Below are 23710 nucleotides of genomic sequence, written 5' to 3'. Positions count from 1 at the left end.
TGCCCTAGATTGCCAGCCATCCGGGGCGGGGTGCTTTCGCTTGAATCGCGCTGGAAATCCATGACCCTGTGGTCATACTGCTTCGCTGTATATTTTTCTATACAGCGAGGCGTGAGCGCGCCTCACCTCTAAAACTAAAACACCAAGAAACAAGCACCATCTGGAGCACGAGCATGAACAGATCTTCCCTGGCCTTGGCCATCGCTGCCGGTGTACTGGCCCAACAGGCCGTCGCGGGCGGTTTCGTCGAGGACAGCAAGGCCACCCTCGGCCTGCGCAACTTCTATATCAACCAGGACAACCGCGAGCGCACCGATAACCCCTCCAAGCAGGAAGAGTGGGGCCAGGGCTTCCTCTTCAACTACACCTCCGGCTACACCGAGGGCACCGTGGGCTTTGGCGTCGACGCGCTGGGCCTGCTGGGCGTGCGCCTGGACTCCGGCAAGGGCACTCACTACAACAACGGCAGCGATAACTACGGCGGCATCGTGTTCCCGTCGGAAGGCGACGGCCGTGCCGTGGATGACTTCGGCAGCATCGGCGTGACCGGCAAGGTCCGCGTTTCCAAGACCGAAGGCCGTATCGGCACCCTGCAGCCCAAGCTGCCGGTCGTGACCTTCAACGACGGTCGCCTGCTGCCGCAGACCTTCGAAGGTGGCCAGGTCACCTCCAACGAGATCGACGGCCTGACCCTGGTCGGTGGCCAGCTCGAGCACGCCAAGGGCCGTAACTCCAGCGATGCCCGTGGCCTGTCCATCGGTGGCGCCAACAATGCGCAGACTGGCAAGTTCGAGAACAAGTTCTACTACGCCGGTGCCGACTACAAGGTCACCAAGGATCTGCTGGCCCAGTACTACTACGGCAACCTCGATGAGTTTTACAAACAGCATTTCCTGGGCCTGACCCATGTGCTGCCGGTTGGCCCGGGCTCCCTGAAGTCCGATCTGCGTTATTTCTACAGCACCTCCGATGGCCTGAACTCCAGCGCCGCCGGTCGTAGCCAGGGTTACCGCAGTGCCGGCAAGTGGGCCAGCAACGACCCGCTGCGCGGCGAAGTCGACAACCGCACCTGGAGCGGCTTCTTCACCTACACCCTGGGCAGCCATGCCGCCAGCCTGGGCTACCAGCAGGTGTCCGGCGACAGCGCCTTCCCCTTCCTGAACCAGGGTGACGGTGCCACCGCCTACCTGATCACCGACCGCCAGATCGGCAAGTTCCTCAGCGCCGGCGAGCGCACCTGGGTGGCCGAGTACGGTTACGACTTCACCAAGGCCGGTGTACCGGGCCTGAAGGCCGTCGCCACCTACCTGAAGGGCAGCGGCATCGATAACGCCACTGGCGGCGACCTGGGCGAGTGGGAGCGTGACTTCCGCCTGGACTACACCCTGCAGGACGGCCCGCTGAAAGGCCTGGGCCTGTCCTGGCGTAACGCCGCCTTCCGCAGCGACGTGGGTGGCACCACCCGCGACCAGGACGAAAACCGCCTGATCGTGAGCTACACCCTGACCCTGCTGTAAGCAGCGTCACCGAGCCCCGCTTCCGCCCCTGGCGGAGGCGGGGCTTTTTTATGGGCGCGATTCGGGGCAGGCGGCACATCGGCTTCGTAGGATGGGTAGAGCTGAGCGAAACCCATCATTGCGGAGTATCCGGTGACCGCATGGGTTTCGCTTCGCTCTACCCATCCTGCAAGGGCTGAAGGGGTGTTTTGAGGGGGTTGGAGATATAGCTCTTAAAGTTATAAATAAATTGTTATTTATTCTTTTTGATTTCCTTCGAGGCTGGGCATAGTGAGCGCACAGAACGACGAATCCAGTCTCAAGGAGCTGCACATGAGCATCAGACTCGGCGACATCGCCCCCGACTTCGAACAGGACTCCAGCGAAGGCCGCATCCGTTTCCACGAGTGGCTGGGCAACAGCTGGGGCGTGCTCTTCTCGCACCCCGCCGACTTCACGCCGGTGTGCACCACCGAACTGGGCCTGACCGCCAAGCTGAAGGATGAATTCGCCGCCCGTGGGGTCAAGGCCATCGCCCTGTCGGTGGACCCCGTGGATTCGCACCTGAAGTGGATCGACGACATCAACGAGACCCAGAACACCGTCGTCAACTTCCCCATCATCGCCGACGCCGACCGTGCCGTTTCCGGCCTCTACGACCTGATCCACCCGAACGCCAACGACACCCTCACCGTGCGTTCGCTGTTCATCATCGACCCCAACAAGAAGGTGCGCCTGATCATCACCTACCCGGCCAGCACCGGGCGCAACTTCAACGAGATCCTGCGGGTGATCGACTCCCTGCAGCTCACCGACAACCACAAGGTCGCCACCCCTGGTAACTGGCAGGACGGCGATGACGTGGTGATCGTGCCCTCGCTGAAAGACGAGGACGAGATCAAGCAGCGCTTCCCCCGTGGCTACAAGGCGATCCGGCCGTACCTGCGCCTGACGCCGCAGCCCAATCGCTGAGGCGTTGAGCCGGCCCCGCCTGTGCGGGGTGGCGGGGGCGGCCCTCGGCCAGCCCCCAATGAATGAAAGAGCAGGGTTCGGACCGGTGCGCCGGTCCGTTTTTTATCGAAGAGGAACAGTCCCGATGTTGGTGGTGACCCTTTCCGGCAGTCCCAGCCTGGAGTCGCGCTCGGCAGCCCTGCTGACCCGCGCCCGCCAGTGGCTGGAGCGGCATGGGGTGGAGCTGGCGGGCTTCGCGGTACGGGACTTCCCCGCCGAGGACCTGCTGCACGCACGCTTCGACAGCCCCCGCGTGCAGCACCTGATCGAGCAGGTCGGCCGCGCCGACGGGCTGCTGGTGGCGACGCCGGTGTACAAGGCGTCCTTCGCCGGTGCCCTCAAGACCCTGCTCGACCTGCTGCCCGAGCGGGCCCTGGAACACAAGGTCGTGCTGCCCATCGCCACCGGTGGCAGCAAGGCTCACATGCTGGCGGTGGATTACGCACTGCGGCCCGTTCTGACGGCCCTCAAGGCCGAGGAAGTGCTGCACGGCATCTTCGCCGACGACGGCCAGGTGGAGCACCAGAACGGCGGTGTGCAACTCGCCCCGTCCCTGGAGCAACGCCTGGACGAATCACTGGAGCAATTCCAGCGGGCCCTGGCCAGAAGGCCTCGCCCCCTGGAGCCGGATGCCCTGCGCAACGCGCGCTGGAGCATCTGAAGTACGGCAGGACACTCCCCCCCGGGGGTGACAAGAACAAGGCCTTACTCGCCCGCCAACGGGCAAGCAGGCGCAACCACTACCCAAAGCAGAGTTCGAGGAGAGCGCCATGCGCACCATCACTTTGCGTCGGAGCCTGGTCGCCCTGTTTGCAGCGGCCATCACCTTCGGCGCCATCACCCAGGCACAGGCCGAGACCTTGCGGATCGGCTACCAGAAATACGGCACCCTGGTGCTGCTCAAGGCCAAGGGCTCCCTGGAGAAGCGCCTGGCCGACCAGGGCATCGAGGTGAAGTGGACCGAGTTCCCCGGCGGCCCGCAGCTGCTCGAAGGCCTCAACGTCGGCTCCATCGACTTCGGCGTCACCGGCGAGACCCCGCCGGTGTTCGCCCAGGCCGCCGGTGCCGACCTGCTCTACGTCGCCTACGAACCGCCGGCGCCCACCAGCGAGGCGATCCTCGTGCCCAAGGGCTCGTCGATCAAGTCGGTCAAGGAGCTGGCCGGCAAGAAGGTCGCCCTGAACAAGGGCTCCAACGTGCACTACCTGCTGGTCCGTGCCCTCGAAGAAGCCGGCCTGAAGTACAGCGACATCCAGCCCGTGTACCTGCCCCCGGCCGATGCCCGCGCCGCCTTCGAGCGTGGCAGCGTCGACGCCTGGGTGATCTGGGACCCCTTCCAGGCGGCCGCCGAGCAACAGCTGCAGGCCCGCACCCTGCGCAACGGCACCCAGCTTGTGGATAACCACCAGTTCTACCTGGCCACCCGGCAGTACGCGACCCAGCACCCGCAGGTGATCAGCACCCTGGTCGAGGAAGTCCGCGCCGTGGGCGAGGACTCCAAGGCCGACCCGGACAAGGTCACCGAACAGGTCGCGCCGCTGCTCGGCCTGCCCAGGGACATCACCTCCATCGCGGTGAAGCGCCAGGGCTACGGCGCCCAGTTCCTCACCCCGGAAGTGGTCACTGCGCAGCAGAAGATCGCCGACACCTTCACCGACCTGAAGCTGATCCCGAAAAAACTCAGCATCAAGGATGTGATCTGGACGCCGCCCGCCAAGGTCGCCCAGCAACAGTGATTGGCGCCTCGCCCCGCGCCAGGACGGCGCGGGGGAGGTTTCGATACCCGTAAACGAACAATCATCGCGCGGCTACGCCACGCCGGCGCGCTCACTCTGGAGTTATTGCGATGAGTCTCAACCTCTTCTGGTTCCTGCCGACCCACGGCGACGGCCACTACCTCGGCACATCCGAAGGCGCCCGCGCTGTCGACCACGGCTACCTGCAGCAGATCGCCCAGGCGGCCGACCGCCTCGGTTTCGGCGGTGTGCTGATCCCCACCGGGCGTTCCTGCGAGGACTCCTGGCTGGTCGCCGCCTCGCTGATCCCGGTGACCCAGCGCCTGAAATTCCTCGTCGCCCTGCGCCCGGGGATCATTTCGCCCACCGTCGCCGCGCGCCAGGCCGCCACCCTCGACCGCCTATCCGGCGGCCGGGCCCTGTTCAACCTGGTGACCGGGGGCGACCCGGACGAGCTGGCCGCCGACGGCCTGCACCTGAACCATGAAGAGCGTTACGAGGCTTCCGTCGAATTCACCCGTATCTGGCGCCGCGTGCTGGAGGGCGAGACCGTCGACTACGACGGCAAGCACATCCAGGTGAAGGGCGCCAAGCTGTTCTACCCGCCGCTGCAGCAACCGCGCCCGCCGCTGTACTTCGGCGGCTCCTCCGAGGCCGCCCAGGACCTGGCCGCCGAACAGGTCGAGCTGTACCTGACCTGGGGCGAGCCACCGGCCGCAGTGAAGGAGAAGATCGAACAGGTGCGCGAGAAGGCCGCCAAGCTCGGCCGCAGCGTGCGCTTCGGCATCCGCCTGCACGTGATCGTGCGCGAGACCAACGAAGAAGCCTGGGCCGCCGCCGACCGCCTGATCGCCAACCTCGACGACGAGACCATCGCCAAGGCCCAGGCGGCCTTCGCCCGCTTCGACTCGGTCGGCCAGCAACGCATGGCCGCCCTGCACAACGGCCGTCGCGACAAGCTGGAAGTCAGCCCCAACCTCTGGGCCGGCGTCGGCCTGGTGCGTGGCGGTGCGGGCACCGCGCTGGTGGGCGATGGCCCCACCGTGGCCGCGCGGGTGAAGGAATACGCCGACCTCGGCATCGACACCTTCATCTTCTCCGGCTACCCGCACCTGGAAGAGTCCTACCGCGTGGCGGAGCTGCTGTTCCCCCACTTGGACGTGGCGCGCCCGCAGGCGAGCGATGGCCTGGCCTTCGTCAGCCCCTTCGGCGAGATGGTGGCCAACGAGGCGCTGCCCGAGCGTCGCCTCAAGGTCTCGCAGAGCTGAGGACGCCGAGATGAACTTCCAGTCAATCCTCCAGCGCCTGGCGCCCTGGGCACTGCCCTTCGTGCTGCTGGCCACCTGGCAGATCGCCGTCGAGACCGGCCTGCTCTCCACCCGCATCCTCCCGGCGCCCAGCGCCGTGGTCACCGCCGGCTGGCAACTGGTGGCCAGCGGCGAGATCTGGACCCACCTGGCCATCAGCGGCTGGCGCGCCGGCATCGGCTTCGCCATCGGTGGCGGCCTCGGCCTGCTGCTGGGCTTCATCACCGGCCTGTCGAAATGGGGCGAACGCCTGCTCGACAGCTCGGTGCAGATGATCCGCAACGTGCCGCACCTGGCGTTGATCCCGCTGGTGATCCTGTGGTTCGGCATCGATGAGTCGGCGAAGATCTTCCTCGTCGCCCTCGGCACCCTGTTCCCCATCTACCTCAACACCTACCACGGCATCCGCAACGTCGACCCGGCGCTGGTGGAGATGGCGCGCAGCTACGGCCTCTCCGGCTTCGGCCTGTTCCGCCAGGTGATCCTGCCCGGCGCGCTGCCCTCGATCCTGGTGGGCGTGCGCTTCGCCCTCGGCTTCATGTGGCTGACCCTGATCGTCGCCGAGACCATCTCGGCCAGTTCCGGCATCGGCTACCTGGCGATGAACGCCCGCGAGTTCCTGCAGACCGACGTCGTGGTGCTGGCGATCCTGCTCTACGCGGTGCTCGGCAAGCTGGCCGATGTCGCCGCCCGTGGCCTCGAACGCCTGTGGCTGCGCTGGCACCCGGCCTACCAGGCCAAGGGAGGTGCGGCATGAACGCGCTTTCCACGCCCCAGCGCCTGAAGCGCGGCATCCCGCTGGCGATCCGCAGCATCGGCAAGTCCTTCGGCGAGCGCGAAGTGCTCAAGGACATCGACCTGCTGATCCCCGCCGGCCAGTTCGTCGCCGTGGTCGGTCGCAGCGGGTGCGGCAAGAGCACCCTGCTGCGCCTGCTGGCCGGGCTGGACAAGCCCACCCGTGGCGAACTGCTGGCCGGCTCGGCGCCCCTGGAAGACGCCCGCGAGGACACCCGGCTGATGTTCCAGGACGCCCGCCTGCTGCCCTGGAAACGGGTGATCGACAACGTCGGCCTCGGCCTCTCCGGCAATTGGCGGCCCAAGGCCCTGGAAGCGCTGGAGGCCGTGGGCCTGGCCGACCGCGCCCAGGAATGGCCGGCGGCGCTGTCCGGTGGCCAGAAGCAGCGCGTGGCCCTGGCCCGCGCCCTGATCCACGAACCGCGCCTGCTGCTGCTGGACGAACCGCTGGGCGCGCTGGATGCGCTGACCCGCATCGAGATGCAGCAACTGATCGAACGCCTCTGGCAGAAGCACGGCTTCACCGTGCTGCTGGTCACCCACGACGTCAGCGAGGCCGTGGCCATCGCCGACCGGGTGATCCTGATCGAAGACGGCGAGGTCGGTCTCGACCTGGCCGTGGAACTGCACCGCCCCCGCGCCCGTGGTTCGGCACGGCTGGCGGCACTGGAGGCCGAGGTGCTGGAGCGGGTGCTGTCGCAACCCGCCTCGCCCCCGGAGCCGGAACCCTTTTCACCCCTGCCCACGCAGTTGCGTTGGGCGCTTTAACCCTCAGCGGCAAGCGCAAGCCACAAGCCGCAAGGAAGAGCAGGACGCTCCGACTTGCCGCTTGGAGCTTGCAACTTGAAGCTGCTTTTCGACCCCAGGAGAAAACGCCATGACCATCAAAGCCATCAACGTCCGCAACCAGTTCAAGGGCACCATCAAGGAAATCATCGAAGGCCCGGTGCTGTCGGAAATCGACGTGCAGACCGCCGCCGGCATCGTCACTTCGGTGATCACCACCCGTTCCGTGCGCGAGCTGGAGCTGGGCATCGGCTCGGAGGTGATCGCCTTCGTGAAGTCCACCGAGGTGTCCATCGCCAAGCTGTGATGCACAGCTCTCACAACCGTGAGTTGCCTTGTGCCGACATGAAGAGCCCCCGCGCATGCGGGGGCTCGTTCGTTTGGGGGCACGTGTGGGAGCGAACGAGTTCGCGATGCGGCCCCGCAGGGCCGCCCGGCAGTATCGGGATCGCTACGCGATCCTTCGCGAATGAATTCGCTCCCACAGAGGCGTGGTTCGTAGATACCGTCTTGATTTCTAGTGAGCAAGGGCCAGTTTTGCGTCAAATGGCCGGCCTGATTTCAAGACGCCGTAGGCGATGCTCAGCAGCTTGCGCATGGCGGCGCAGACGATCTGCTTGCCGGTCTTGCCCTTCGCCCTCAATCGTTCGCTCAGGGCCCTGACAGCCTCGTTGTACGTCAGGGCACTGATCGCGGGCATGAACAAGCCGGCCCGCAGGCGCGATGAGCCCGTCTTGGAGATACGTGTCTGTCCCCGGTGGTTCCCGGACTCCTGCAGCCGCGGATTGAGCCCGGCAAAGGCAGTGACGGCGCGGCTGTTGGCAAAGCGCAGTGGGTCGCCCAGCTCCGCCAGGAGCAGGGCGGCGGTCTTGTCGGCGATCCCGTCAATGCTGGTCAGCAGGTCGCGCTTGCCGCGCAGATCCGGGTCGTTGTCGATGTGGTCGTCGATCGCCTTGAGGGTCTCTTCGATCTCCTGACCGATATGTTCCAGCACCGACTGGATCGAGGCCTGGACGCTGGCATCGGCCACTTCCAGGCGGTTGCGCTCCATCTGCTCGATTTCGCGCAGGTCCTCCAGGCGCCGTACCAGGGCTTTCAAACGCCGCACGGCACGGGGCTCGGGTTGCCAGGGACGCAGACTGTCCTGATGGCGCTCGCCGTATTCGGCGATCAGCTTGGCGTCGACCTTGTCGGTCTTCACCCGCTGCAACTGACTACGGGCGTAGTGGGCGATTTGTGCCGGGTTGAGGACACAGACCCGATAGCCTTGCTCCAACAGCCATTCGGCCAGGGCTTCATGGTGGATGCCGGTGGCCTCCATCACGACCCAGGCTCCGGGTTCGCTGTGTTTGTTCAGCCAGTCGCGCAAGACGGCGAAGCCCGCTTTGTCGTTGGCCAGCTTGGCCTTGGTGCGGTACTTGCCGTTGGGTTGCAGGGTGGCGAGGTCAAAGGTGTGTTTGGCGATGTCGATGCCGATGACGCTGGGCATGGATTCTCCTCTCGATCCGTTCAGACGCGATCATCACTGCACCCGGCCCAACCTTGTGAATGCGAGCTCGAGGCTCTGGATACCGTTCGGGCTGTTCGAGTGAGTGTGGAGGGGCGGAGCACTATCTACGTTGCAGGCTCGTGGCCTAAGGATGGATACGACTTCCAGCCCCTCCCCCGATGATCAGTCGGGGACTATTACCCCTGTGGAGGTATTAGTCGAGATACAAGGATGGGTAGCTGGTGCCTTGTGCCGGAATGAAAAAGCCCCGCTTCGCGGGGCTTCGTTCATCCAGCGGTGGCTCAGCGCTTCTGCGGTGCCGGCTGCTGCTGGGTGATGCAGTGGATGTTGCCGCCGCCGAGGAGGATCTCGCGGCCGGGCACCATCACCACCTCATGCTGCGGGAACAGGCGCTTGAGGATGGCTTCGGCCTCGGCGTCCTTCGGGTCGTCGAACTTGGGCGCGATGATGCCGCCGTTGACGATGAGGAAGTTGACGTAGGAGCCGGCCAGGCGGATCGACGGGTCGCGTTCCTGGGTGCCGGCCACCAGGTCGACGCCGGCGCATTCTTCGTCTGTGGCGTAGAGCGGGCCGGGGATCGGCATCTTGTGCACCACCAGCTGGCGGCCCTTGGCGTCGCGGGCCTGTTCCAGCACCTTCATCGCGGCCTGGCAGCGCGGGTAGTTGGGGTTGGCCGGGTCATCGGTCCAGGCCAGCAGCACTTCGCCCGGGCGCACGTAGCAGCAGAAGTTGTCGACGTGGCCGTCGGTCTCGTCGTTGTAGAGGCCATCCGGCAGCCAGATGATGCTGTCCACCGCCAGGTGGTCACGCAGCACCGCCTCGATCTCCTCGCGGTTCAGGTGCGGGTTGCGGTTGCGGTTGAGCAGGCATTCCTCGGTGGTGATCAGGGTGCCTTCGCCATCCACGTGGATGGAGCCGCCCTCGAGCACGAAGCCTTCGGTGCGGTAGCCCTGGCAGCCTTCGATGCGGAGGATCTTCGAGGCCACCTGGTCGTCGCGGTTCCAGGGCGAGTAGAGGCCGCCGTCGAAGCCGCCCCAGGCGTTGAAGGCCCAGTCCACGCCGCGCACCTCGCCCGTGTCGTTGGTGACGAAGGTGGGGCCGGTATCACGCACCCAGGCGTCGTCGGTGGTGATCTCGACCACGCGGATGTTCGGCTCGTCCAGGCGCTGGCAGGCGTTCTCGTACTGGCCGGCGCTGACGCACACGGTCACCGGCTCGAAGCGGGCGATGGCGCGGGCCACGGCGGTGAAGGCCGCCTGCGCGGGCTTGCCGCCGAGGCGCCAGTTGTCCGGGCGCTCGGGCCAGACCATCCAGGTGCGGCTGTGGGTTTCCCACTCGGCCGGCATGCGGAAGCCATCGGCGCGGGGTGTGCTGTTCAGAGGTTTCATGCGGGTTCCCTAGGTCGCCCGGTCAGGGGCGATGCGGTGGCTGTTGAGTGGGCCCCGCATGGGCGGGGGCCACTGTAAATGGGTGTCAGGACTCCAGGACGCCGTCCAGGGTCTTCAGCGGGCCGTACAGGTTCGGGCGCCGGTCGCGGAAGCTGCCCCAGGCGCTGCGGGTGTGTTCCAGCTTGTCCAGGTCGAAGCTGTGCACCAGCACGCCTTCCTCGGTCTCGTTCAGTTCCTCGACCTTGGCGCCGAACTGATCGGCGATGAAGGAGGAGCCGTAGAAGGTGATGTCGTAGCCGTCCTGCTCCTCGCGGCCGATGCGGTTCGATGCCACCAAGGGCATCAGGTTAGCGCCTGCGTGGCCCTGCTGCACGCGCTGCCAGTGGTCGCGCGAGGTGATGCTGGCGTCGTGGGGCTCGCTGCCGATGGCGGTGGGGTAGAAGAGGATCTCGGCGCCCAGCAGCGCCATGCTGCGGGCGCACTCGGGGAACCACTGGTCCCAGCAGATGCCGACGCCGATGCGCGCGTAGCGGGTGTCCCACACCTTGAAGCCGGTGTCCCCCGGGTTGAAGTAGTACTTCTCGTGGTAGCCGGGGCCGTCCGGGATGTGGCTCTTGCGGTACACGCCGAGGTTGCTGCCGTCGGCGTCGATGATGGCGATGCTGTTGAAGCGTGCCCGCCCGGCCAGCTCGAAGTAGCTGATGGGCAGCACCACCTGCAGTTCGGCGGCGACCTTCCGGAAGTGGGCGATGGCGGCGTTGGCCTCGGTGCGGGTGGCCAGTTGCAGGTAGTCGGGGTTGGGCTTCTGGCAGAAGTAGGGGGTCTCGAACAGCTCCTGGATGAGGATGATCTGCGCGCCCCTGGCGGCGGCCTGGCGCACCAGTTTCTCGGCGTTGGCGATGTTCGCGGCGCGATCCCAGGAGCAGGCCATCTGGGTGGCGGCGACGGTAACGATGCGGGACATGGAGACACCTCGTCAGGACGATTGCTGTCGATGAGCGGGCGTGAGTCGCCCGGATGGCAACTTTATAATCGATAAAAATCCGCTTTAAAAGTGCCAATAAACAATTTCAACAAAATATCGCCCAGTAATGCCGATGTTTATCGGCTATTCATCGGATAAAAATCGAAGGCTTCAGAGCTCGTCCGCCAGCGCGGCGGCACGCTTGGGCAGGAAGGGCGGCAGGTAGAGGCCGAGGTAGGCGTCGAAGACGCGCATGCCTTCCTCGGCGAAGCGCGGGGTGATTTCGCCGTGCAGCTGCACCGAGCGGGCGTAGACGCGGTCGCCCAGTTCCATGGCCAGGGCGAAGACGTCGAGGTCGCCCGGCAGCGTCGGCAGTTCGAAATGGCGCTCGAACAGGCGGTGCATCAGGCGACCCAGCTCGATGTCGTGCTGGCGGTCGGCCTGGGTCACTTCGGTGAGGCCGTGCTGGGCGAGGATCAGCTGGCGCGCGGCGGTGTCATCGGCGTAGATCGCCAGCATGCGTTCTTCCACCAGGCGCGAGAGGTCGCGCCAGTTGCCCAGGCGCTCGTGCTCCACCGGTTCCTGCAGGCAGGCGCGGAAAGCGGCGTGGACCTCGGCGGTGAGGCCTTCGAGGATCGCCGGCACGCTGGCGAAGAAGTGGTAGACGGAGGAGGGCGGCATCTCCGCGCGCTCGGCCACGCTGTAGATCGACAGGTTGGCCACGCCTTCCTCGGCCAGCAGCGCGCGGGCGGCGTCGAGGACCCCGGCGATGCGCAGCTGGCTGCTGGCGCGGGGTTTGCGAGGGGTGGCGGGACGCGGCATGGACGGCTCCTTGGCATGAGGCGGCTATTGGACGTTAGCCATGAGCCCCATGCAATACCGACGCGTCCCGTTCGTTCAACCGGCGCTGACCGGTTCGACCTTGAGCAGCACGCCATCCTGGCCGATGACGCGCACCTGGGCGCCAACGGGCAGGTCGGGCCCGACCACCAGCCACACCGAGTCACCGGCCTTGATCTTGCCGCGCCCGCCTTCGATGGCCTGGTGCAGGGCGAACTGGCGGCCGACGAATTCCTGGCCCCGGCGGTTCAGCCCAGGCTGGTCGGAGGGCTTGGCGGCGCTGCGCTGGCGGCGCCACCAGTAGACGGCGGTGCACACCGAGAGCACGCCGAAGAGGAGGAACTGCACCTCCCACGGGATGCCCGGCACGATGAAGGTGAGGGCGCCGACCGCGGCGGCGGCCAGGCCGATCCACAGCAGGTAGCCGCCGGCGCCGAAGACTTCGAGGATCAGCAACAGGGTGCCCAGTGCCAGCCAGTCCCAGAAGGACAGGGTCTGCAGGTAGCCGAGCATGGTCAGACCTTCTTGTCGCCGAAAGTGGCCTTGACGATCTCGCCGATGCCGCCCACCGAGCCGATCACCTGGCTGGCCTCCAGCGGCATGAGGATCACCTTGCTGTTGTTGGCGCTGGCCAGGTTGCCAAGGGCCTCGACGTATTTCTGCGCGACGAAGTAGTTGACCGCCTGCACGTTGCCGCTGGCGATGGCCTGGGACACCACGCGGGTCGCCTCGGCTTCGGCCTGGGCGGCGCGTTCGCGGGCCTCGGCTTCGAGGAAGGCGGCGGCACGCTCGCCCTCGGCGCGGAGGATCTCCGCCTGCTTGTGGCCCTCGGCGGTGAGGATGGCGGCGGAGCGGGAGCCCTCGGCTTCGAGGATCTGCGCGCGTTTCAGGCGCTCGGCCTTCATCTGGCTGGCCATGGCTTCGACCAGGTCGGCGGGCGGGCTGATGTCCTTGATCTCGATGCGGGTGACCTTGATGCCCCAGGGCGCGGTGGCCTCGTCGACGGTGCGCAGCAGACGCTCGTTGATGGCGTCGCGCTGGCTGAGCATGGCGTCCAGCTCCATGGAGCCGAGCACGGTGCGGATGTTGGTCATCACCAGGTTGCGGATGGCGTGTTCGAGGTTGTTCACCTCATAGGCCGCCTGGGCCGCGTTGATCACCTGGAAGAAGCACACGGCGTCGATCTCGACGATGGCGTTGTCGGCGCTGATGGCTTCCTGCGGGGGGATGTCCAGCACCGCTTCCATGACGTTGAGCTTGCGCCCGATGCGGTCCATCACCGGGACGATGATGTTCAGGCCCGGCTTGAGGGTGTTGGTGTAGCGCCCGAAGCGCTCCACCGTCCATTCGTAGCCCTGCGGCACGACCTTGAAGCCCATGAAGACGATGGCCACGGCGAGCGCGACGAAGAGGAGTACGACTGTGGTGATGCCCATGACTGTTCCCTGTAGGTGAGTGCCGGCAGCGGCCTTTCTCGGTGATCCACCCGGATTCTGCGCCGGGCGGCGGTGGTTACTTCTGTTCGCTCTGCGGCGTGACCCGCAGCACTTCCTCGACCGTGGTGAGCCCGGCGGCGACCTTCTGCGCGCCGGACAGGCGCAGGCTGCGCATGCCTTCCTTGAAGGCGTTGCGACGCAGGCCGACCAGGTCGGTATCGGCGGTGATGTAGCTCTTCACCGAATCCGACAGCAGCATGATCTCGTAGACCCCGGCACGGCCCCGGTAGCCGGTGTCGCGGCATTCCAGGCAGCCCACGGCGCGATGCGCCCCGGTGGGCAGCGGTGCGCTCCAGGGGCGGGTGAGGTTCTGCCAGTCCTCCTCCTCCAGCTCGATGGGCGCCTTGCAGTGCGGGCACAGGGTGCGCACCAGGCGCTGGGCCATGACCCCGAGCAGGGTGGCGCGCAGCAGGTAGTAGGGCACGCCCAGTTCCAGCAGGCGGGTGATGGCGCTGGGGGCGTCGTTGGTGTGCAGGGTGGAGAGCACCAGGTGGCCGGTGAGCGCCGCCTGGATGGCCATCTCGGCGGTCTCCAGGTCGCGGATCTCGCCGACCATGATGATGTCCGGGTCCTGGCGCATCAGGGCGCGCACGCCGCTGGCGAAGGTCAGGTCGATGTTGTGCTGCACCTGCATCTGGTTGAAGGCGCCCTCGATCATCTCGATGGGGTCTTCGATGGTGCAGACGTTCACCTCGCTGGTGGCCAGCTGCTTGAGCGTGGTGTAGAGCGTGGTGGTCTTGCCCGAGCCGGTGGGGCCGGTGACCAGGATGATGCCGTTGGGCTGGTTGGTCATGCTCTGCCAGCGCTTGAGGTCGTCCTGGGAGAAGCCCAGCTGGTCGAAGCTTTTCAGCAGCACCTCGGGGTCGAAGATCCGCATCACCATCTTCTCGCCGAAGGCGGTGGGCAGGGTCGACAGGCGCAGTTCCACCTCGCCGCCCTCCGGGGTCTTGGTCTTGACCCGGCCGTCCTGGGGCTTGCGCTTCTCCGCCACGTTCATGCGGCCGAGGCTCTTCAGGCGGCTGACGATGGCCATCGTCACCTGGGGCGGGAACTGGTAGACGGTGTGCAGCACGCCGTCGATGCGGAAGCGCACGGTGCCCTGCTCGCGGCGCGGCTCGATGTGGATGTCGCTGGCGCGCTGCTGGTAGGCGTATTGGAACAGCCAGTCGACGATGTTGACGATATGCGCGTCGTTGGCGTCGGGTTCCTGGTCGTTCGCCCCCAGTTTCAGCAGTTGTTCGAAGTTGCCGACGCCACTGATCTTCTGGTCCACGGCGTTGGCGCCACTGACCGACTTGGCCAGGCGGTAGAACTCGACGGTGAAGCGCTGGATGTCCGCCGGGTTGGCGACGATGCGCTTGATCGGGCGCTTGAGCACGTGGGTGAGGTTGCCCTCCCAGCTGTGCACGAAGGGCTGCGCGCTGGCGATGGTGACGCTCTCGCTGTCGGCGGCCACGGCGAGGATCTTGTGGCGCTGGGCGAAGGCGTAGGACATCAGCGGAGTGACCGCGGCGACGTCGATCTTCAGCGGGTCGATGCGCAGGTAGGGCTGGCCGGCGTACTCGGCGAGCCATACGGTCAGGGCTTCGAGGTCGAGCTTCTTGCCGGGGCGCTTGAGGTCGTCGACCTGCTGGCTGGCGAGGAATTCCAGCGGGTGCTGCTGGTTGTTCACCGCGCTGCGGCGAATCGCCATGCACTGCTCGGCGGTGTCCTGGGCGATCCGGCCCTGGTTCACCAGCTCCCGCAGGAGGTCGTTGAGGTCCAGCCAGCGATCCTGGGCGGCTGAGGCAAAAGCGGACATGCAGGCTCCTTGGTCACGCGATCCCGGTCAGGGAAGAGTAGCCAACGCACTCTTCCGTGGAGGGTGCACAGGATGCCCGAATCGGCGCCTCGGAGCGAAGGGCAATGCGTGACCGGGTGCACCGAACGGCGCGGTCAGGATGCCGCAGGCTGCACGTCCACCGAAAACACGCTGACCAGGGAACGCATCTTCTGCGCGATCACCTCGGCGCGGTGCAGGGTCAGGCCGTCCTGGCGCAGTCGCAGCAGCAGGTCGTCGCCCTGGCGCGTGGCCTCCAGCCACTGCGGCACCAGCTGCAGCTGGGCGAAGTAGGCGAGCAGGCGGCTGAGGATGTCCGCGTCGGCCTCGGCGAGGATGGTGAAGCTCAGGGTGCGCGCCTGGCCGGGCAGGTGCGTCTTGCTCCACACATCCTCACGCGGCGCGAGGGCTGTGGGGAAGGGCAGTGGCGGGGTGAGGCGGGGCGGTTCGTCGAGATCGAGCATGGTGGCGTGGCTCCGGAGGCGATGGCCCATTTTCCGGGCGCCGGAGGGAGAATTTCTGCCTGTTTATTGGTCGTTCCGGCTGATTGGGGAATAGAATTTCCCTGATATCCAGTTATTGGGGTTTTTCATGCCTATCGAACTCGATCCCTACGACCGCCGCATCCTCGAGCTGCTGCAGGAGGACGCCGGCATCGCCACCGCCGAGATCGCCGAGCGCATCGGCCTGTCGCAGTCACCCTGCTGGCGGCGCATCCAGCGGCTCAAGGAGGAGGGGGTGATCCGCCGCCAGGTGACGTTGCTGGACCGGCGCAAGATCGGGCTCAACGCGCAGATCTTCGCCCAGGTGAAGCTCAACGCCCACGGCCGCTCCAACCTCACCGAGTTCGCCGAAGCCATGCAGGGCTTCCCCGAGGTGCTGGAATGCCATGTGCTGATGGGCGCGGTGGATTTCATGCTGCGCATCGTCACCAAGGACATCGAGGCCTACGAACGCTTCTTCTTCGAGAAGCTGTCGCTGGTGCCGGGTATCCAGGAGGTCAATTCCATCGTCGCGCTGTCGGAGATCAAGTCGACCACCAGTTTGCCGGTGGGGGGGTAGTGCTGGGACCCTCATGGGCACCCTTGTAGGGGCGACTTCAGTCGCCAAGCGGGCCGTAGGTCCGCCCCTTGAGGTCACGACGGGACCGCTGCGCGGCCCTTTCGCGAATGAATTCGCTCCTACCGGTCATATGGGCTCAGGCCTGCTGGAAGTCCTTGGGCGAATGAATTCGCCCCTACAGGAGCATGCCGATGCGCTGGCTGCCGTAGGGCGGGTGAAACCCGCCGGCTTATCCCGCGGAAACGAAAAAGCCCCGCATCGGCGGGGCTTTTCCAGGGTGGCGCGGATCAGGCGTTGAGGCCGGTGGCCTCGTCGGCGCCGATGTGTACGTTCATGCACTGCACGGCGGCGCCGGCGGCGCCCTTGCCGAGGTTGTCCAGGCGCGCGACCAGGTTCAGGCGCTCGGCGGAGCCGAAGACGAAGAGGTCGACGCGGTTGGTGTCGTTGCAGCCCTGGACGTCGAAGAAGCCGCCGTCGAGGTTGCCTTCGTCACCGGCCGGCATCACCCGTACGAACTGCTCGCCGGCGTAGTGCTGGCGGTAGATCTCGGCGATGTCGGCGGCGCTGGCCTTGCGTGCCAGGCGCTCGGTGTAGAGCGGCACGGTCACGGCCAGGCCCTTGAGGAAGGGGCCGACGATGGGGTTGAACACCGGTGCCTGGGCCAGGCGGCCCTGCACGCGCATTTCCGGCAGGTGCTTGTGCTCCAGGCCCAGGGCGTAGGGACGCGGGCTCATCAGCCTGGCGTCGTTGCCGGCTTCGTACTCGGCGATCATGCCCTTGCCGCCGCCGCTGTAGCCGGTGAGGGAGAAGGCGGAGAGCGGGTAGTCGGCGGGCAGCAGGCCGGCGTCGATCAGCGGGCGCACGGCGAGGATGAAGGCGCTGGCGTGGCAGCCGGGCACGGCGATGCGCTTGCTGGTGCGGATCTTCTCGCGCTGGCCGGCGGCCAGTTCCGGCAGGCCGTAGGCCCAGCTGTCGTCGGTGCGGAAGGCGGTGCTGGCGTCGATGATGCAGGTGTTCGGGTTGGTCACCAGGGACACCGCCTCGCGCGAGGCGACGTCGGGCAGGCAGAGGAAGGCGACGTCGGCGGCATTGAGGAAGCGTGCGCGCTCTTGCGGGTCCTTGCGCTTGTCATCGGCGATGCGCAGCAGCTCGACATCGGCACGGCCGGACAGGTAGTCGAGCAAACGGAGGCCGGTGGTGCCTTCCTGACCATCTACGAACACTTTGAAAACCATGGCGGACTCTCTCGGACAGACGAATGAAGAGCGGGGCGCGCATTGTAACCAGCGCGGCGGCGCCTTGGCCAAGCGCGTCGGCGGATCAGGTCCGCGAGGCGTCGGGCGGCGTGGCGGCGGGGGGTGGTGTCAGGCCCATGGAGACATAGATGCTGGTCAGCGCATCGACCCCCATATCGGCCGGGCGCACCCAGTCCACCGGTACGTAGAGCAGGCCGCCCCCCACCGGGATGGGCGCGGTGGGCACCAGGATGGCGCAGTAGGGCCGGCCTTCCAGTTCGATGGGCGCGGAGCTCGGTTGCAGGGCGAGCACCGCCGCGCCGTCGCCACCGAAGAAGCACCAGACCGGCTGCATTGTGGTGATGTCGGCGTTCTTTTCCTTGTCGAGCATGCCGACGAAGCGGTCGGCGATGTTGTAGACGTTGCCGATCAGCGGGGTGCGCCGCAGGGTCTGGTCGAACAGCCAGGCCAGCGGCCGGCGCAGGCCCAGTTGCACGGCGAGGCCGAGGGGATAGAGGCTGGCCAGCAGCACCAGGGTGCCGACGAACCAGGCCAGGACCGGGCTGCTGGCGAACGGCTGGCCGAGGGCGGCGAGCAGTTGGCCGATCAGCGTCGAGGGGCCCACCAGGCGGTTGAGCAGGCTGACGATCCAGGCCAGCAGCGCCAGGGTCAGCACCAGGGGCAAGAGGGCCAGCAGGCCGGTCAGCCAGGTGCCGAGCAGGGATCTGAAGCTTTGCTTGAACATCGCGGGGGTTCCTCGTCGGCACCGCGCGGGCGCGCGGTGCCGGGTCGCATCACTTGAGCAGCTGCTTCCAGCTCTTGAGCGTCAGCACCTGGTGGGCCTGGCTGACGCGGGCTTCGAGGGCCTCCTCGTCGATCGGCCGGCCGGCCAGTTCGGCCAGCTTGTTCAGCTCGCCGTAGCAGCGGTCCGTCTCGGGGATCTCCAGCAGCACGCTGCGGGCCAGGCGCAGCCAGACCAGCAGGCGCTCGATGCGCGGCAGCTGCTCGGCGAGGTCCTCGGGCTGGCGCTTGTAGCGGTCCAGCTGCAGGTCGCGGGCTTCGTCGCCCAGCAGGCGCGGCAGCCACTTGCCCAGCGCGGCCTTGCCCTGGCGGTTGCCACGGTCGTTGCGGCCGACGGCCCAGGAGCGGGCCAGCAGCCAGCTGGAGGCGTCGAGGGAGAACAGGCCCCAGCGGGTGCCGGCCAGTTCATCGGCGAATTGCTGCGGCGCCGCCTGGCGCGCGGCTTCGTCGTCCTGGCCGGCGGCCAGGCGCGGGCGCCAGTCACCGATCAGGGCGTCCAGGGCTTCGCGCAGGCCGTGGCTGCTGGCACGCGGCGCGGCCTGGCCGAGGCTGCCGAGCAGGGCGCGCAGGTCGATCAGCTGTTGCAGCCATTCGCCGAGCAGCTTCCAGTGGCCGTTGAATCGGTATTGCTCGGCCAGGCGCTGGCTGCTGCCGAGCAGGTGCCAGGCGATGGCGGCGATGGCGTCGTCCAGGGGCATCTCGGCGTCCAGCGCCGGGGCCGGCAGGGCGACGCTGTAGCTGTTGGCGTCGAACAGGCGGTAGCCACGCTCGGCCTTGCTGATGTCGCAGGGCATCAGGGGCAGGTCGGCGGCCAGTTCGCGGGCCAGCTCCAGCAGCGCCTCGGGTTCGCCCTGGCGCAGTTCCAGCTCCAGCTCGCAGATTTCTTCCTCGGCCTTGCCGGCGATGACCTTGCCCAGGTCCAGCGCGGCTTCGACCACGACCTTGGCCTTGCCGCGGCCCCAGGCGATCTCGGCGCGCTCGCGGACGAAGTCGGTGGTGAAGATCGGCGCCAGGGTCTTCTTGTCCAGGTCGGCGAGGCTGGCCGGCCAGCAGTCGTCACCGAGCTTCTTCGGGTCGAGCTTGGCCTTGGGCAGGTACCAGTCCCATTCGTTGCGCTCGGACAGCCCGGCCACGCTCTGGCCACGGCTCTTGAGGGTCTGGATGAACTGGTCGCCGTCGCGACGCAGGCGCAGGGCGACCTTGGCCCGGGACAGATCCCGCTCGGGGGTGTCGTAGTACTGGTTGAAGAGCTCGCGTTTCTCCCAGCCGCTCTTGTTGCGCTTCTTCAGCAGCGGGTGGTCGCGGAGGGCTTCGAGGGTCTCGCGGCTGGCGCGGAGCTTGATTTCGGTTTCTTTTTGCATGGCCGGAGTTTTATCAATCGCAGCACGGGATGGCTGCCGAGGCCGTGAAGTCTACAGGAGGCCGAGGCGCCCTGCCGGGCGGTTTCGCCGCCGGGGCGTTGTCCCTATGATGAGTCCTCGTCCGTGGAGAAAGCCGATGCCCGTTCCAGACCTGAAGAGCCAGTTCGCCGCGCTGATCGCCGCGCCTTCGGTGAGTTGCACCCAGCCCGGCTGGGACCAGTCCAACCAGGCGGTGATCGACCTGCTGGCGACCTGGCTGGGCGAGCTCGGCTTCCGTTGCGAGGTGCAGCAGGTGGCGCCCGGCAAGGCCAACCTGCTGGCCACCCTGGGCAGCGGCCCCGGCGGCCTGGTGCTGGCGGGCCACAGCGACACCGTGCCCTTCGACGCCGCGCTGTGGAAGAGCGACCCGCTGCGGCTCGCCGAGGCCGATGACCGCTGGTACGGCCTGGGCAGCTGCGACATGAAGGGCTTCTTCCCCCTGGTGATCGAGGCCGTGCGCGCCTTGCGCGCCCAGCCGTTCCGCCGCCCGCTGATCGTCCTGGCCACCTGCGACGAGGAAAGCTCGATGTCCGGCGCCCGTGCCCTGGCCGCCGCCGGGCAGCCATTGGGCCGCGCCGCGGTGATCGGCGAGCCCACCGGGCTGAAGCCGATCCGCCTGCACAAGGGCGTGATGATGGAGCGCATCGACATCCTCGGGCAGAGCGGCCACTCCTCCGACCCGAGCCTGGGTCGCAGCGCCCTGGAGGCGATGCACGAGAGCATCGCCGCGCTGGTGGCCCTGCGTGGCGAGTGGCAGCGCGAATTCCACAACCCGCTGTTCAACGTGCCGCAGCCGACCCTCAACCTCGGCTGCATCCACGGTGGCGACAACCCCAACCGGATCTGCGGGCAGTGCAGCCTGGAATTCGACCTGCGCCCGCTGCCGGGCATGCAGCCGGAGACACTGCGCGCGGCCATCCGCCAGCGCCTGGCGCCGCTCGCCGAGCGCCATGGCGTGGCCATCGACTACCAGCCGCTGTTCCCTGCCGTGCCGCCCTTCGAGGAGCCCGCCGGAAGTGATCTGGTGCGCCTGGCCGAGCGTCTCACCGGGCATGCCGCAGAAGCGGTGGCCTTCGGCACCGAAGCCCCGTATCTTCAGCAGCTCGGCTGCGAGACCCTGGTGCTCGGCCCCGGCGACATCGCCTGTGCCCACCAGCCCGACGAACACCTCGAACTGTCACGCATCGAGCCTACCGTGGCGCTGTTGCGCCAGCTCATCCAGCACTACTGCCTGAACCCCGCCGACAAGGCCTGACGTGGAGGGAATCCGTTGATGTTCCTGCGACGACGATAAACGCGACGCCCCCGACTCCGTTTCCGGAGTAGCACCGCTCATTTCGCCAACGTCCACAGGCTCACGGAATCCATGCACGACTACGTCAACTGGCTTCGCCACGCATCGCCCTATATCAACGCCCACCGGGACTGCACCTTCGTGGTGATGCTGCCCGGCGAGGGTGTCGCCCATCCGAATTTCGGCAACATCGTCCACGACCTGGTGCTGCTGCACAGCCTGGGCGTGCGCCTGGTGCTGGTGCACGGCTCGCGCCCGCAGATCGAGGCACGCCTGGCCGCGCGCGGGCTGACCCCGCACTTCCACCGCGACCTGCGCATCACCGACGGCCCGACCCTGGAATGCGTGATCGACGCCGTGGGCCAGCTGCGCATCGCCATCGAGGCGCGCCTTTCAATGGACATCGCCGCCTCGCCCATGCAGGGCTCGCGCCTGCGGGTCACCGGCGGCAACTTCGTCACCGCGCGGCCCATAGGCGTGGTCGATGGCGTCGACTACCACCACACCGGCGAGGTGCGCCGCATCGACCGCAAGGGCATCAGCCGCCAGCTCGACGAGCGCTCCATCGTGCTGCTCTCGCCCCTGGGCTACTCGCCCACCGGGGAGATCTTCAACCTCGCCTGCGAGGACGTCGCCACCCGCGCCGCCATCGACCTGGGCGCGGACAAGCTGGTGCTGTTCGGCAGCGAGCGCGGGCTGATCGACGAAGCCGGCAAGCTGGTGCGCGAACTGCGCCCGCAACAGGTGCCCGGCCACCTCGTGCGCCTGGGCAACAGCTACCAGGCCGAGCTGCTGGACGCCGCCGCCCAGGCCTGCCGCAGCGGGGTCAAGCGCAGCCACATGGTCAGCTACGCCGAGGACGGCTCGCTGCTCACCGAGCTGTTCACCCGCGACGGTGGCGGCACCCTGGTGGACCAGGAGCAGTTCGAGTCCCTGCGCGAAGCGACCATCGACGACGTCGGCGGGCTGATCGACCTGATCACCCCGCTGGAGGACCAGGGCATCCTCGTGCGCCGCTCCCGCGAGGTGCTGGAGCGCGAGATCGGCCAGTTCACCATCGTCGAGCGCGACGGCCACATCATCGCCTGCGCGGCGCTCTATCCCATCGCCGACTCCGATGCGGGCGAGCTGGCGTGCCTGGCGGTGAACCCCGAGTACCGCCACGGCGGCCGTGGCGACGAGCTGCTGGAGCGCATCGAGGACCGCGCCCGTGCCCTGGGCCTGAAGACCCTCTTCGTGCTCACCACGCGTACCGCCCACTGGTTCCGCGAGCGCGGCTTCCAGCCCAGCGGCGTGGAAAGCCTGCCGGCGGCGCGCGCCTCGCTCTACAACTACCAGCGCAACTCGAAGATCTTCGAAAAGGTGCTCTGAGGCCGCTCTAGCTGGCCTCGTAGGAGCGAATTCATTCGTGAAAGGGCCCGGCACCGGGCCCATCGCGGCTGAAGCCGCTCCCACAGGGGGGAGTCCCGCTTACCCCATCACGGCAATATCGCGAACACCCGCGCCGGGAAGCCGGTGCCCCGGGCGATCTTCGGGAAGCTCACGACCACCAGCGCGCCGGCTTCCGGCACCTGGTCCAGGTTGGCCAGCAGTTCGATCTGATAGTGGTCCTTGCCGAGGATGTAGGACTCCAGCGAGTAGTCGTCCTTGCTGGTGGCGATGCCCGGGTCGGTGTCCGTGGTCTCGTGGCCGGAGGCGGTGATCTTGCGCGTCTCGTAGAGGTAGACCAGCGCCTCCTTGCTCCAGCCCGGGTAGTGGGCCACGCCCTGGGCGTCGGCGTTCTGGATCTTCTCCTGGCTCGGCCAGCGCTTGGACCAGTCGCTGCGCAGGGCCACGAAGGCGCCTTCGGGTACCGGGCCGTGCTTGGCTTCCCAGGCCTTCACGTCGGCCAGGGTCAGCACGTAGTCGGGGTTCTTCGCCGCCTGCTCGTGGATGTCCAGCACCACGAGCGGCAGCAGCTGTTCCTTCACGTCGATCTGGTCGATGCCGCGCAGGCCCTTGTGGAAGTGCACCGGCGGGTCGACATGGGTGCCCCACTGGCCGACGTGGGTGTAGAGGTCCACCTGGAAGCCGTCCTTGTCGACGGTGTAGAGCGTCTTGCGCTGGGCGTTCTCGAAGCCCTTCCAGTGCGGCACCTGCTCGTCGTAGGCGTGGGTCAGGTCGACCCAGGTCTTGGCTTTCAGGGTGGCGTAGGTGTCCCAGAGGCCGGGCTGCGCGGCTTGGGCCAGCAGCGGCAGGGACAGTGAGGCGGTGAGGGCCAGGCGGCCCAGGGTGCGTATCGACATGCGTGACCTTCTCCATGGTTGGGACCGGGCCGGTATGGGCGCTCTGCCTATACTGGCTGACTCATAACTTAGAAGGGGATGCGCGATGTCGTCTAAGCACTTGATCGAATATGAACATGCCAGTCCGGAAGTCCGCGCCGTCTATGACGACATCATGGCGACGCGTCAGGTCGACCAGGTCAACAATTTCTGGAAGGCCCTGGCCCAGCACCCGGACAACCTGCGCCGCACCTGGGAGAGCCTGAAGCAGGTGATGGCCCCCGGCGCGCTCGACCCGCTGACCAAGGAGCTGCTCTACGTCGCCGTCAGCGTCACCAACAACTGTGCCTACTGCATCGGCTCGCACACGGCGGCGGCGCGCAAGGCGGGGATGACCGAGGCGATGTTCGGCGAGCTGCAGGCGGTGATCGGCATGGCCAACGAGACCAATCGGCTGGCGACGGGCTATCGGGTTCCGCTGGACGCGGCGTTTCGCGAGGACTGAT

General features: G+C 67.1%; 24 protein-coding genes. 12 read left to right on the top strand and 12 right to left on the bottom strand.

Annotation, left to right across the window (positions count from 1 at the left end; translation table 11 throughout):
- Positions 1-173 precede the first annotated feature (173 nt).
- The 8 genes from HSX14_RS29385 to HSX14_RS29350 all read left to right on the top strand — a co-directional run bounded on the left by HSX14_RS29385 (position 174) and on the right by HSX14_RS29350 (position 7438).
- The gene (locus HSX14_RS29385) at positions 174-1517 is read left to right on the top strand and encodes an OprD family porin (protein ID WP_173176797.1); all 1344 of its coding nucleotides are present in this window, start codon (positions 174-176) and stop codon (positions 1515-1517) included.
- Positions 1518-1829: 312 nt separating this feature from the next.
- Positions 1830-2468 carry a peroxiredoxin gene (locus HSX14_RS29380; RefSeq protein WP_173176795.1) on the top strand — a complete coding sequence of 213 codons (639 nt, stop codon included), beginning with the start codon at positions 1830-1832 and terminating at the stop codon, positions 2466-2468.
- A 124-nt stretch (positions 2469-2592) separates the two neighbouring features.
- Positions 2593-3168: an NADPH-dependent FMN reductase gene (ssuE, locus tag HSX14_RS29375; protein WP_173176793.1), complete on the top strand. Its 576-nt coding sequence runs from the start codon at positions 2593-2595 to the stop codon at positions 3166-3168.
- Between the two features lie 109 nt (positions 3169-3277).
- The gene (locus HSX14_RS29370) at positions 3278-4243 is read left to right on the top strand and encodes a sulfonate ABC transporter substrate-binding protein (protein ID WP_173176790.1); all 966 of its coding nucleotides are present in this window, start codon (positions 3278-3280) and stop codon (positions 4241-4243) included.
- A 110-nt stretch (positions 4244-4353) separates the two neighbouring features.
- The gene (gene ssuD / locus HSX14_RS29365; protein WP_173176788.1) at positions 4354-5511 is read left to right on the top strand and encodes an FMNH2-dependent alkanesulfonate monooxygenase; all 1158 of its coding nucleotides are present in this window, start codon (positions 4354-4356) and stop codon (positions 5509-5511) included.
- 10 nt (positions 5512-5521) lie between these two features.
- Positions 5522-6307: an aliphatic sulfonate ABC transporter permease SsuC gene (gene ssuC / locus HSX14_RS29360; RefSeq protein WP_111260822.1), complete on the top strand. Its 786-nt coding sequence runs from the start codon at positions 5522-5524 to the stop codon at positions 6305-6307.
- The gene (gene ssuB / locus HSX14_RS29355; protein ID WP_173176786.1) at positions 6304-7113 is read left to right on the top strand and encodes an aliphatic sulfonates ABC transporter ATP-binding protein; all 810 of its coding nucleotides are present in this window, start codon (positions 6304-6306) and stop codon (positions 7111-7113) included. The genes ssuC and ssuB overlap by 4 nt, the downstream gene beginning before the upstream one ends.
- A 109-nt stretch (positions 7114-7222) precedes the next feature.
- A complete protein-coding gene (locus HSX14_RS29350; protein ID WP_003455791.1) occupies positions 7223-7438 on the top strand; it encodes a TOBE domain-containing protein in 216 nt (71 codons plus the stop codon).
- Positions 7439-7648: 210 nt separating this feature from the next.
- Here the strand turns inward: HSX14_RS29350 and HSX14_RS29345 are convergent, their stop codons facing one another.
- The 8 genes from HSX14_RS29345 to HSX14_RS29310 form a co-directional block, all read right to left on the bottom strand.
- Complete coding sequence (locus HSX14_RS29345; RefSeq protein ID WP_116858044.1) at positions 7649-8620, bottom strand: IS110 family RNA-guided transposase; 972 nt, start codon at positions 8618-8620, stop codon at positions 7649-7651.
- A gap of 302 nt (positions 8621-8922) precedes the next feature.
- Positions 8923-10029 carry an agmatine deiminase gene (gene aguA / locus HSX14_RS29340; RefSeq protein ID WP_173178561.1) on the bottom strand — a complete coding sequence of 369 codons (1107 nt, stop codon included), beginning with the start codon at positions 10027-10029 and terminating at the stop codon, positions 8923-8925.
- 85 nt (positions 10030-10114) lie between these two features.
- Positions 10115-10993 carry an N-carbamoylputrescine amidase gene (gene aguB, locus HSX14_RS29335; protein WP_173178562.1) on the bottom strand — a complete coding sequence of 293 codons (879 nt, stop codon included), beginning with the start codon at positions 10991-10993 and terminating at the stop codon, positions 10115-10117.
- A gap of 171 nt (positions 10994-11164) precedes the next feature.
- Positions 11165-11815, bottom strand: a complete 651-nt coding sequence (locus HSX14_RS29330; RefSeq protein WP_173178563.1) for a TetR/AcrR family transcriptional regulator — start codon at positions 11813-11815, stop codon at positions 11165-11167.
- Between the two features lie 75 nt (positions 11816-11890).
- On the bottom strand, positions 11891-12346 hold the full coding sequence (locus HSX14_RS29325) for an NfeD family protein (protein WP_173178564.1): 456 nt from the start codon (positions 12344-12346) through the stop codon (positions 11891-11893).
- A gap of 2 nt (positions 12347-12348) precedes the next feature.
- Positions 12349-13269, bottom strand: a complete 921-nt coding sequence (locus HSX14_RS29320) for an SPFH domain-containing protein (protein ID WP_173178565.1) — start codon at positions 13267-13269, stop codon at positions 12349-12351.
- Positions 13270-13345: 76 nt separating this feature from the next.
- Positions 13346-15130: a type IV pilus assembly ATPase TfpB gene (gene tfpB, locus HSX14_RS29315; protein WP_173178566.1), complete on the bottom strand. Its 1785-nt coding sequence runs from the start codon at positions 15128-15130 to the stop codon at positions 13346-13348.
- Positions 15131-15264: 134 nt separating this feature from the next.
- Positions 15265-15612, bottom strand: a complete 348-nt coding sequence (locus HSX14_RS29310) for a hypothetical protein (RefSeq protein ID WP_173178567.1) — start codon at positions 15610-15612, stop codon at positions 15265-15267.
- Positions 15613-15739: 127 nt separating this feature from the next.
- Between HSX14_RS29310 and HSX14_RS29305 the strand changes: the two genes are divergently transcribed.
- Positions 15740-16210, top strand: coding sequence for an Lrp/AsnC family transcriptional regulator (locus tag HSX14_RS29305; protein WP_173178568.1), 471 nt, complete (start codon positions 15740-15742; stop codon positions 16208-16210).
- Between the two features lie 287 nt (positions 16211-16497).
- Here the strand turns inward: HSX14_RS29305 and argC are convergent, their stop codons facing one another.
- From argC to HSX14_RS29290, 3 genes are all read right to left on the bottom strand, one after another.
- The gene (gene argC, locus HSX14_RS29300; protein ID WP_173178569.1) at positions 16498-17445 is read right to left on the bottom strand and encodes an N-acetyl-gamma-glutamyl-phosphate reductase; all 948 of its coding nucleotides are present in this window, start codon (positions 17443-17445) and stop codon (positions 16498-16500) included.
- 85 nt (positions 17446-17530) lie between these two features.
- Entirely contained in the window at positions 17531-18190 is a 660-nt protein-coding gene (locus HSX14_RS29295; RefSeq protein ID WP_173178570.1) for a DUF502 domain-containing protein, read from the bottom strand.
- A gap of 49 nt (positions 18191-18239) precedes the next feature.
- Positions 18240-19607, bottom strand: a complete 1368-nt coding sequence (locus HSX14_RS29290) for a CYTH domain-containing protein (protein WP_173178571.1) — start codon at positions 19605-19607, stop codon at positions 18240-18242.
- 136 nt (positions 19608-19743) lie between these two features.
- Between HSX14_RS29290 and argE the strand changes: the two genes are divergently transcribed.
- Positions 19744-20901 (top strand): acetylornithine deacetylase, encoded by a 1158-nt coding sequence (gene argE, locus HSX14_RS29285; RefSeq protein ID WP_173178572.1) that lies wholly within the window; start codon positions 19744-19746, stop codon positions 20899-20901.
- 111 nt (positions 20902-21012) lie between these two features.
- Positions 21013-22311, top strand: coding sequence for an amino-acid N-acetyltransferase (gene argA, locus HSX14_RS29280; protein WP_173178573.1), 1299 nt, complete (start codon positions 21013-21015; stop codon positions 22309-22311).
- A gap of 107 nt (positions 22312-22418) precedes the next feature.
- Here argA and HSX14_RS29275 read toward each other — a convergent pair whose 3' ends face one another.
- Positions 22419-23225 carry a cyclase family protein gene (locus HSX14_RS29275; protein ID WP_173178574.1) on the bottom strand — a complete coding sequence of 269 codons (807 nt, stop codon included), beginning with the start codon at positions 23223-23225 and terminating at the stop codon, positions 22419-22421.
- Positions 23226-23310: 85 nt separating this feature from the next.
- Here HSX14_RS29275 and HSX14_RS29270 point away from each other — a divergent pair, with 85 nt between their 5' ends.
- A complete protein-coding gene (locus HSX14_RS29270) occupies positions 23311-23709 on the top strand; it encodes a carboxymuconolactone decarboxylase family protein (RefSeq protein WP_111260808.1) in 399 nt (132 codons plus the stop codon).
- Position 23710: the final 1 nt, after the last annotated feature.

Source organism: Pseudomonas tohonis, assembly GCF_012767755.2.
GTDB lineage: Bacteria > Pseudomonadota > Gammaproteobacteria > Pseudomonadales > Pseudomonadaceae > Metapseudomonas > Metapseudomonas tohonis.
Note: the sequence above shows the minus strand (reverse complement) of the source record. Positions and strands in the feature narration are given on the sequence as shown.